7 protein-coding genes are annotated in these 8,941 nt (G+C 69.5%); 3 read left to right on the top strand and 4 right to left on the bottom strand.

Annotation, left to right across the window (positions count from 1 at the left end):
- Positions 1-501: 501 nt before the first annotated feature.
- From coaA to MKK88_RS24135, 3 genes are all read right to left on the bottom strand, one after another.
- Positions 502-1,491: a type I pantothenate kinase gene (gene coaA / locus MKK88_RS24145; RefSeq protein WP_244004256.1), complete on the bottom strand. Its 990-nt coding sequence runs from the start codon at positions 1,489-1,491 to the stop codon at positions 502-504.
- Positions 1,488-1,811, bottom strand: a complete 324-nt coding sequence (locus MKK88_RS24140; protein ID WP_160533498.1) for a phosphoribosyl-ATP diphosphatase — start codon at positions 1,809-1,811, stop codon at positions 1,488-1,490. The genes coaA and MKK88_RS24140 overlap by 4 nt, the downstream gene beginning before the upstream one ends.
- Before the next feature lie 366 nt (positions 1,812-2,177).
- On the bottom strand, positions 2,178-3,125 hold the full coding sequence (locus MKK88_RS24135; RefSeq protein WP_244004254.1) for an aspartate carbamoyltransferase catalytic subunit: 948 nt from the start codon (positions 3,123-3,125) through the stop codon (positions 2,178-2,180).
- Between the two features lie 372 nt (positions 3,126-3,497).
- On the opposite strand from MKK88_RS24135, the gene MKK88_RS24130 reads away from it, so the two are divergent.
- From MKK88_RS24130 to topA, 3 genes are all read left to right on the top strand, one after another.
- Positions 3,498-4,358, top strand: a complete 861-nt coding sequence (locus MKK88_RS24130; protein ID WP_244004251.1) for a cytochrome b/b6 domain-containing protein — start codon at positions 3,498-3,500, stop codon at positions 4,356-4,358.
- A complete protein-coding gene (locus MKK88_RS24125; protein ID WP_244004249.1) occupies positions 4,355-5,314 on the top strand; it encodes a molybdopterin-dependent oxidoreductase in 960 nt (319 codons plus the stop codon). The genes MKK88_RS24130 and MKK88_RS24125 overlap by 4 nt, the downstream gene beginning before the upstream one ends.
- Before the next feature lie 338 nt (positions 5,315-5,652).
- Positions 5,653-8,337, top strand: coding sequence for a type I DNA topoisomerase (gene topA / locus MKK88_RS24120; protein ID WP_244004247.1), 2,685 nt, complete (start codon positions 5,653-5,655; stop codon positions 8,335-8,337).
- A gap of 92 nt (positions 8,338-8,429) precedes the next feature.
- Here topA and MKK88_RS24115 read toward each other — a convergent pair whose 3' ends face one another.
- A complete protein-coding gene (locus MKK88_RS24115; RefSeq protein ID WP_244004245.1) occupies positions 8,430-8,615 on the bottom strand; it encodes a hypothetical protein in 186 nt (61 codons plus the stop codon).
- Between the last annotated feature and the right edge of the window lie 326 nt (positions 8,616-8,941).

Raw genomic sequence — 8,941 nt, 5'->3', positions numbered from 1 at the left:
GCGTGGCGTTGCGCCGGTTGTAGGGGGTACGTGGATGTAAGAGAGGCGGTCCGCGCCGAACCTCTCCCTCCCCCCTTTGCGGGGGGCGGGGGCCGCGGAAGGGGGCCGGGATCGGAGAGCGACCGGAACGCAAAGGCCTCGGGCGCTCAGTACGGCCGGGCCCCGTGCGGTGTCCGGGCCCCCGCCTCCGGCCCCCCCCTCACGCGGGACGCCCGCCTCCCCACAGCCGGGGCAGGGGGGGGCCCTGGTCGAGCCGCCTCCCCGATCCCATCCGCACCGAACCTCCTGCCTGCGCCCTCTTCGGGGGCGCTCGGCTGACGCGTCGACGGGGGTAGGGAGATGTCGGCGCGGGTTTCGACAGGGGGGGGGTCGGCTGTGAGGACAGAGGACTTTTCTGCAGGGTCGCTCTCCTCTCCCGACCCCATTAGGCGGCCACCCTCCCCCGCAAAGGGGGGAGGGAGAGGTTCGGCGCGGACCGCCTCTCTTACATCCACGTACCCCCTACAACCGCCGCAACGCCACGCTCTCGATCCGGTGGCTTGCGCCCTTGGTCAGGATCAGGCTCGCCCGCTGGCGGGTCGGCAGAATGTTCTCACGTAGGTTCGGCAGGTTGATCGTGGTCCAGAGCCGGTCGGCGATGTCGAGCGCCTCGGCCTCGGGGATCTCGGCGTATTTCCGGAAGTAGGAGCGCGGATCGCGGAACGCCGTCTGGCGCAGCTTCATGAAGCGCGTGACGTACCAGCGGTGCAGATCGTCCTCGTGGCCGTCGAGATAGATCGAGAAGTCGAAGAAGTCGGAGACGAAGGGAATGGCGGTGCCGTCCCGCGGCAGGCGGGCGGGCTGGAGCACGTTCAGGCCCTCGACGATCAGGATGTCGGGGCTCTCCACCACCCGCTCCTCCCCGGGCACCCGGTCGTAGACGAGGTGCGAGTAGAGCGGCGCGGTCACCCGCTTGTGGCCCGCCTTCACGTCGTGGAGGAAGCGCAGCAGCGCGGCGGTGTCGTAGCTCTCCGGAAACCCCTTGCGCTCCATCAACCCGTTGGCGGCGAGTTCGGCGTTGGGCAGCAGGAAGCCGTCGGTGGTGACGAGATCCACCTTCGGGGTGTTGGGCCAGCGCGCCAGCAGGGCGGTCAGGATGCGGGCGGTCGTGGACTTGCCCACCGCCACCGAGCCGGCCAGCCCGATAATGTAGGGGGCCTTGGTCTCGCGCTCGGCCAGCAGGAAGCGCTGGGTCGCCTTGAACAGCCCCTGCGTCGCCGCGACGTAGAGCGCCAGCAGGCGCGACAGCGGCAGGTAGATCGCCACCACCTCCTCCACCGAGATCGGGTCGTTGATCGATTGCAGCCGCTCCAGATCCTCCTGCTTGAGGGTGAGCGGCGTGTCGGCGCGCAGCTGCGCCCATTCCTCGCGGCTGAAGCGGCGATAGGGCGAGAGCCCGTCCGACGCTTCGAAGATCGCCTCGACCGTGCCGGGCAGCGCGGCCGCGTTCACGCGGGGCGCCTCGCGGCCTTCTCGGCGATGCCGCTCTGGGCGGTGCGCCGCTCCAGCTCGGCCATCACGTCGGCGAGCTCGACGCCGCCGGCCCGGAGCAGCACCACGAGGTGATAGAGCACGTCCGCCGCCTCGTTGCGCAGGCCGGTCTTGTCGCCCTGGACGGCCGCGATGGCCGCCTCCACCGCCTCCTCGCCGAGCTTTTTCGCCGCCTTGGCGGGGCCCTCGGACAGGAGCTTGGCGGTGTAGGAGGTGGCGGGATCGGTCCCGGCGCGGCTCGCCACGAGGGCGGCGAGGTCGGCGAGCGTGTAGGCGGTCATGAAGCGATCTGCATGTTACGCCGGCCCCTTATACGGATCCGGGCCGATTTTCGGCAGGAAACTGCGCCACGACTGGGTCAGGGGCAAGCCGGGCGGGTGAAGGCGGGCGGGGATTGTCTTTGTGACAGAGGCGGTCCGTATCCGCCACGCGCCCTCCCTCCCCCCTTTGCGGGGGAGGGTGGCCCCTGCGTCAGCAGGGGTCGGGAGAGGGGAACCCGGCTTCCGAGAAGGGCGCGACCGGCATGAGGGCAGCGCGTTCTTCTGCACCCTCGCTCCCCCTTGCGGGACTTCGTCCCGACCCGGCTCCCTTCGGGGGCCACCCTCCCCCGCAAAGGGGGAGGGAGACGCACGGTCAGCCGAGGTCCCCTACCCGTTCGGCAGGTGCCGGGCAAGCGCCTCCAGCACGGCCATCCGCACGGCGACGCCCATCTCGACCTGCTCGCGGATCAGCGACTGCGCCCCGTCGGCGATCTCCGAGGAAATCTCGACGCCGCGGTTCATCGGCCCCGGATGCATCACCAGCGCGTCGGGCTTGGCCAGCGCCAGCTTCTCGCCGTCGAGGCCGAAATAGCGGAAATACTCCTTCACGGAGGGGACGAACGAGCCGTTCATGCGCTCGCGCTGGAGGCGCAGCATCATCACGATGTCGCAGCCGACGAGGCCTTTGCGCATGTCCGTGAAGGTCTCGACGCCGAAGCGCTCGATCCCGGCGGGCAGCAGCGTCGACGGGGCGATCAGGCGGACCCGCGCGCCCATCGCCTGCAGCAGGATGAGGTTCGAGCGCGCCACCCGCGAATGCAGGACGTCGCCGCAGATCGCCACCTGCAGACCCTCGATCCGGCTCTTGTTGCGGCGGATGGTCAGCGCGTCGAGGAGCGCCTGGGTCGGGTGCTCGTGCGCGCCGTCGCCGGCATTGACCACCGCGCAATCGACCTTGCGGGCCAGCAGATGCACCGCGCCCGCCGATTCGTGGCGGACCACGATGATGTCGGGCCGCATGGCGTTCAGCGTCGCCGCGGTGTCGATCAGGGTCTCGCCCTTCTTCACCGAGGACGAGGCGACCGACATGTTCATCACGTCGGCGCCGAGCCGCTTGCCGGCGAGCTCGAAGGAGGATTGCGTCCGGGTCGAGGGCTCGAAGAACAGGTTGATCTGCGTCCGGCCCCGGAGGGTCGTGCGCTTCTTCTCCACCTGCCGCGAGATTTCGACGGCGGAATCGGCGGCGTCGAGCAGCGCCTCGATGTCGGGCCGGGTCAGGCCCTCGATACCGAGGAGGTGCCGGTGCGGGAAGGCCGGGGGCGCGGGCGTCGTCATGATGAGGCCCGGGTGTAGGTGCGGCGGGCCCGGGGGGCAAGGCGGTAAGGCACGGACATCTCCGTTCAGTCCACGACGCGGGCTCGTTCTCATACGGGTTCTGGGCGACCTGGACTTGAGGGACCAGCTGGCTCGACCACCCGCAGGCTGAAGCACGGGTCCCCTCTCCCGTGCGGGAGAGGGGGCGTGTTGCGCTCCGTCATCAGCCCTGTGGCGAATCTCTGTAGGCCGAAGCCGCATGGAGAGGCGAAAGGTGCGTGCGGCCTTTTTTTCCGGCGGATGGTAACCGAACGGCCCTGCGCCACGTATCCGCCCGAACGGTCGGGATTCGTACGCTCCCGGCCCCGCACCGCTGACCCGGGATCCAGACGCTTGGCCGCCTCCCCTGCCCTCGAAGCCCCCGAGACCGTCGATCGCACCGGGCGCCGCTGGTTCTACCGTCACCCGCTGGTGATCCGGCTGGCGCACTGGATCAACGCCGCGGTGCTGCTCGTCCTGCTGATGAGCGGTCTGCAGATCTTCAACGCCCACCCGGCCCTCTACTGGGGTGCGACCTCGACCTTCGACAACCCGGCCCTCGCCATCACCAGCGATCAGGGACGCGACGGCACGAATCGCGGCATCGTGACGATCGGCTCCCACACCCTCGACACCACCGGGGTGCTCGGCCTGTCGAAGGAGCGCGGCACCGAGGTGGAGCGCGCCTTCCCGGCCTGGGCGACCCTGCCGGCCGATCAGGACCTCGCCACCGGGCGGCGCTGGCACTTCCTGTTCGCCTGGGCCCTGGTGATCAACGGCGCGGTCTATCTGCTCTACGGCCTGTTCAGCGGCCAGCTCCGCCGCCGGCTGATCCCGGACGGCGACCAGATCCGCGACTTCGGCGGTTCCGTGAAGGAGCACCTGCTTTTGCGCTTTCCCGAGGGCACGGAGGCCAAGCGCTACAACGTCATCCAGAAGTTGACCTATCTCGTCCTGATCCTCGGCCTGCTGCCCGCGATGGTGCTCGCGGGTCTCGCCATGTCGCCGGGGATGGATGCGGCGTGGCCCTGGCTGACCGAGCTGTTCGGCGGCCGGCAATCGGCGCGCAGCGTCCACTTCATCGCGGCCGGGCTGATCGTGCTGTTCGTGGTGGTCCACGTGCTGCTGGTGATCGTCTCCGGGCTCGTCAACAACATGCGCGGCATGGTCACCGGCTGGTTCAGCCTCGGCCGCGACCGGGAGACCGCGCGATGATCCTCCACCGCCGCAAGCTCCTCACCGCGGGCGCGGGCCTGATGGGCACCGCGCTCCTCGGTGGCTGCGACAGGTTCGCCGGGACCGAGACCGGTCAGCGCACCCTCAAGGTCGGCGAGGACGCCAACGCGTATGCTCAGCGCCTGCTGATGTCGCCGACGACCCTGGCCCGGGAATTCCCGGCCTCGATGATCTCGCCCTGGTTCAAGCCGAACGGCACGATCGACCCGCCCGACCGTGCCTATCGAGCGTTGGCGGCGCAGACATTCTCGGATTTCAAGCTGACGGTGGACGGGCTCGTGCAGACGCCGCTGGCGCTGAGCCTTTCGGATCTGCGCGCCCTGCCCGCGCGCACCCAGATCACCCGGCACGATTGCGTGGAGGGCTGGAGCTGCATCGGGCAATGGAGCGGCGTGCCGCTCGCCGAGGTGCTGAAGAAGGCCGGGCTGAAGCCGCAGGCGCGCTACGCGGTGTTCCACTGCGCCGACACGCTGGAGGTCGAGGCCGGTCCGAAGGGCGGCGGCAAGGCGCGCAACCAGGGGGCGTCCCTCTGGCGCCCGACCCATCCGGGGGCGGTGCGCGAGGCCTATGTCCAGCTCGCCGCCGCCGACGATTGGGGTGGCCCGTCCACCACCACCGATGCGCCCAAGGACGATTGGGGCCAGGGCAGCCCCGCCGCCGAGCCCGAGCCGACGGGGATCCCGATCCGCTACTACGAGAGCATCGACCTCTACGACGCCTTCAACCCGCAGACGATCCTGGCCTACGACCTCAACGGCAAGCCGCTGCCGGTCTCGAACGGCGCGCCCCTGCGGCTGCGGGTCGAGCGCCAGCTCGGCTACAAGCAGGCCAAGTACGTGATGCGGGTCGAGATGGTGGAATCGCTCGCCGGGATCGGCCAGGGCAGCGGCGGCTACTGGGAGGACCGCGGCTACGAGTGGTACGCCGGGATCTGAGGCGTCCGCCGTGATTCCGAGCCGCTGACGCGGCGGGTCTCATGCTGGATCCCGGATCGCATTCCGCTTTCGCTGCATGCGTCCGGGAAACGGTTGCGTGTCATCCTGCACCGCCCCCTTCCCGGACAGGTGGAGCGAAGCGGAACCTGATCCGGGACCCAGTGCGAAAAGCGCCGCAGAGCGGCTCGGCCGGACAACCTCACGATTTGACATCCCGCCGCCCGTGACCCACTTGTCCCAGGCGCGCGGCCCCGGCCCGACGGCGGGCATACGTCCCACGCGAATTACGAACAGAATTCGTCCGTCGCGCCCAGGCTCCGTTAGGGGCAGAGGTCTGAATGAAAGTCGTCGTCGTCGAGTCGCCGGCCAAAGCCAAGACGATCAATAAATATCTCGGCAGCGACTATGAAGTCATCGCCTCCTTCGGGCACATCCGCGACCTGCCGCCCAAGGACGGCTCGGTGGATCCCGAGCAGGACTTCCACATGGTCTGGGAGCTGGCCGACCGCGGGGCGAGCCGGGTCTCGGAGATCGCCAAGGCGGTCAAGGGCGCCGACAAGCTGATCCTCGCCACCGACCCGGATCGCGAGGGCGAGGCGATCTCCTGGCACGTGCTAGAGGCGCTGAACGCCCGCAAGGTGCTCAAGGGCATCCCGGTCGAGCGCGTGACCTTCAACGCCATCACCAAGGCGTCGGTCGAGCAGGCGATGCGCAAGCCGCGGGAGATCGACCAGGCGCTGGTCGATGCCTATCTGGCGCGCCGGGCGCTCGACTACCTCGTGGGGTTCAATCTCTCGCCGGTCCTGTGGCGCAAGCTCCCGGGCGCCCGCTCGGCGGGGCGCGTGCAGTCCGTGGCGCTCCGCCTCGTCGTCGAGCGCGAGATGGAGATCGAGCGGTTCAAGCCGCGCGAGTACTGGACCCTCATCGCCACGCTGACGACCGCCGACGGCGCCACCTTCGAGGCCCGGCTCGTGGGCGCCGACGGCAAGCGCATCCAGCGCCTCGATGTCGGTACGGGCGAGGAGGCGGCCGCCTTCAAGCGCGATCTCGAGCTCGCGACCTTCCAGGTGGCGAGCGTCGAGGCGAAGCCCGCCAAGCGCCACCCGCAGCCGCCCTTCACCACCTCCACGCTGCAGCAGGAGGCCTCGCGCAAGCTCGGGATGGCACCGGCCCAGACCATGCGGGTCGCCCAGCGCCTCTACGAGGGCGTCGAGATCGGCGGCGAGACGGTCGGCATCATCACCTACATGCGGACCGACGGCGTCGACATGGCGCCGGAGGCGATCCAGGACGCCCGCCGGGTGATCGGCAAGGAGTTCGGCGACCGCTACGTGCCGGACGTGCCCCGCAAGTACAGCGTCAAGGCCAAGAACGCCCAGGAGGCCCACGAGGCGGTGCGACCGACCGACATGGGTCGCCTGCCCAAGACGGTCGCCCGCCATCTCGAGCCCGAGCAGGCCAAGCTCTACGAGCTGATCTGGACCCGCACCATGGCGAGCCAGATGGAATCGGCCGAGCTGGAGCGCACCACCGTGGAGGTCGCGGCCAAGGTCGGGCCGCGCACGATCGACCTGCGCGCCACCGGGCAGGTGGTGAAGTTCGACGGCTTCCTCGCCCTCTATCAGGAGGGCAAGGACGACGAGGAGGACGAGGAGAGCCGCCGCCTGCCGCCCATGAAGGCCGGCGATCCGCTCAAGCGCGAGCGGATCAGCTCGACCCAGCACTTCACCGAGCCGCCGCCGCGCTATTCCGAGGCGAGCCTCGTGAAGCGCATGGAGGAACTCGGCATCGGCCGGCCTTCGACCTACGCCGCGGTCCTCCAGACGTTGCGCGACCGCGAATACGTCAAGATCGAAAAGAAGCGGCTGCAGCCGGAGGATAAGGGGCGGCTCGTCACGGGCTTCCTCGAGAGCTTCTTCCGCCGCTACGTCGAGTACGATTTCACCGCCGATCTGGAGGAGCAACTCGACCGCGTCTCCAACGCCGAGATCGACTGGCGGGCGGTCTTGCGCGATTTCTGGCGCGACTTCTCGGCGGCGATCGGCGAGACCAAGGAGCTGCGCGTCACCGACGTGTTGGAGGCGCTGAACGGGCTCCTCGGGCCGCATATCTTCCCCGACAAGGGCGATGGCTCCAACCCGCGCACCTGCCCGACCTGCGGCGCCGGCCAGCTCTCGCTGAAGCTCGGCAAGTTCGGCGCCTTCATCGGCTGCTCGAACTATCCGGAGTGCAAGTACACCCGCCAGCTCTCGGCCTCCGGCGTCGACGGCGACGGTGAGGGCTCCTCGGCGGAGGGCGGCCAGCCGGGCGTGCGGGTGTTGGGCAACGACCCCACGACGGGCCTGCCGGTGACGATCCGCGACGGCCGGTTCGGTCCGTTCGTGCAGCTCGGCGAGGCCTCGACCGAGAAGGGGGCGGAGAAGCCCAAGCGCTCGTCGCTGCCCAAGGGGCTCAGCCCCTCGGATGTGGATCTCGACAAGGCGCTGGCGCTGCTGGCGCTGCCGCGCGAGGTGGCGCGCCACCCCGAGACCGGCGAGCCGATCCTGGCCAATCTCGGCCGGTTCGGGCCCTACGTGCAGCACGGGAAGACCTACGCCAACCTCGGCAAGGATGACGACGTGCTGGAGATCGGCGGCAACCGCGCCATCGACCTGATCGTCGCCAAGGAGCAGGGCGGCGGACGCGGCCGCCCGGCCGCCGATCCGGGCCGGCCGCTCGGCAAGGACGAGACGAGCGGGCGTGACCTCGTGGTCAAGTCCGGCAAGTACGGTCCCTACGTCACGGACGGCGAGGTGAACGCCACACTGCCGAAGACAATGAGCGCCGAAGCGCTGACGCTCGACGAGGCGATCGCCCTGGTGAACGCCAAGCGCGCCGCGGGCGGCGGCAAGCCGGCGAAGCGCGGGGCTGTCCGGAAGGGCTCGGCGCGGGCGGCGAGCGGCGACAAGCCGGCGGCTAAGAAGACCGCCGCGAAGAAGCCGGCTGCCAAGAAGGCCCCGGCGAAGAAGTCGGGTGCCGGCTGAATTCGGCGGGCTTCGTGAGGGGCTGCTCCGTCTTCGCGCACGCGGACGGAGCGACCGGGCGCACCCTTCCCTGTCGCATGCCGTGGTCTGGCTCAGACCAGATAGGTGATCGTCGCCGCCACCGCGGTCGCGAAGGTCGCCAGCGCGATCGTGGTGGCGTTGATCAGCGCGCGCGCCTGCGGCAGGCTGGCCTCGTCGTCGCATCCGAAGGCGGCACCGGCCGCATGCTCGAAGCGGATCAGGGTCAGGCGACGGGCCTCGATTGCAGCGTCACTCATGGACTGCGCCTCCCTGGACCGTCGCGCCCCGGCCACGGTCAAGTTTGTCTGTGTCGGCAACGTCGATCGTTCCGATCTGTTCCGGTGGAGTTCTGCTGAGATCCGACCGACTATGTCGCGAGAAAGCCTTAACTCACTGTTGTGCAACGTCGCGATGACACGCGTCGGGCGGGTGCCGGTCTTCTGTGCCCCGCGGACCCTCGCTCGCGGCGGTGCAGCATGCGATGATGCGGCTGCGTCGCCGAACGGCGAATGGCTTTGATGTTTACGTTTTGTTCCGCTATCATGCGGGGATGAAGGCGCATGCTCCACGACCCACGACCCGT

The sequence above is a fragment of the Methylobacterium sp. E-005 genome (genome assembly GCF_022829725.1).
Taxonomy (GTDB): Bacteria; Pseudomonadota; Alphaproteobacteria; order Rhizobiales; family Beijerinckiaceae; genus Methylobacterium.
Note: the sequence above shows the minus strand (reverse complement) of the source record. Positions and strands in the feature narration are given on the sequence as shown.

Excerpts from the sequence above, each read along its gene's own strand:
- MKK88_RS24135 (WP_244004254.1), bottom strand. The coding sequence starts at position 3,125 with ATGACGACGCCCGCGCCCCCGGCCTTCCCGCACCGGCACCTCCTCGGT.
- MKK88_RS24125 (WP_244004249.1), top strand. The coding sequence starts at position 4,355 with ATGATCCTCCACCGCCGCAAGCTCCTCACCGCGGGCGCGGGCCTGATG.
- topA (WP_244004247.1), top strand. The coding sequence starts at position 5,653 with ATGAAAGTCGTCGTCGTCGAGTCGCCGGCCAAAGCCAAGACGATCAAT.
- MKK88_RS24140 (WP_160533498.1), bottom strand. The coding sequence starts at position 1,811 with ATGACCGCCTACACGCTCGCCGACCTCGCCGCCCTCGTGGCGAGCCGC.
- MKK88_RS24115 (WP_244004245.1), bottom strand. The coding sequence starts at position 8,615 with ATGAGTGACGCTGCAATCGAGGCCCGTCGCCTGACCCTGATCCGCTTC.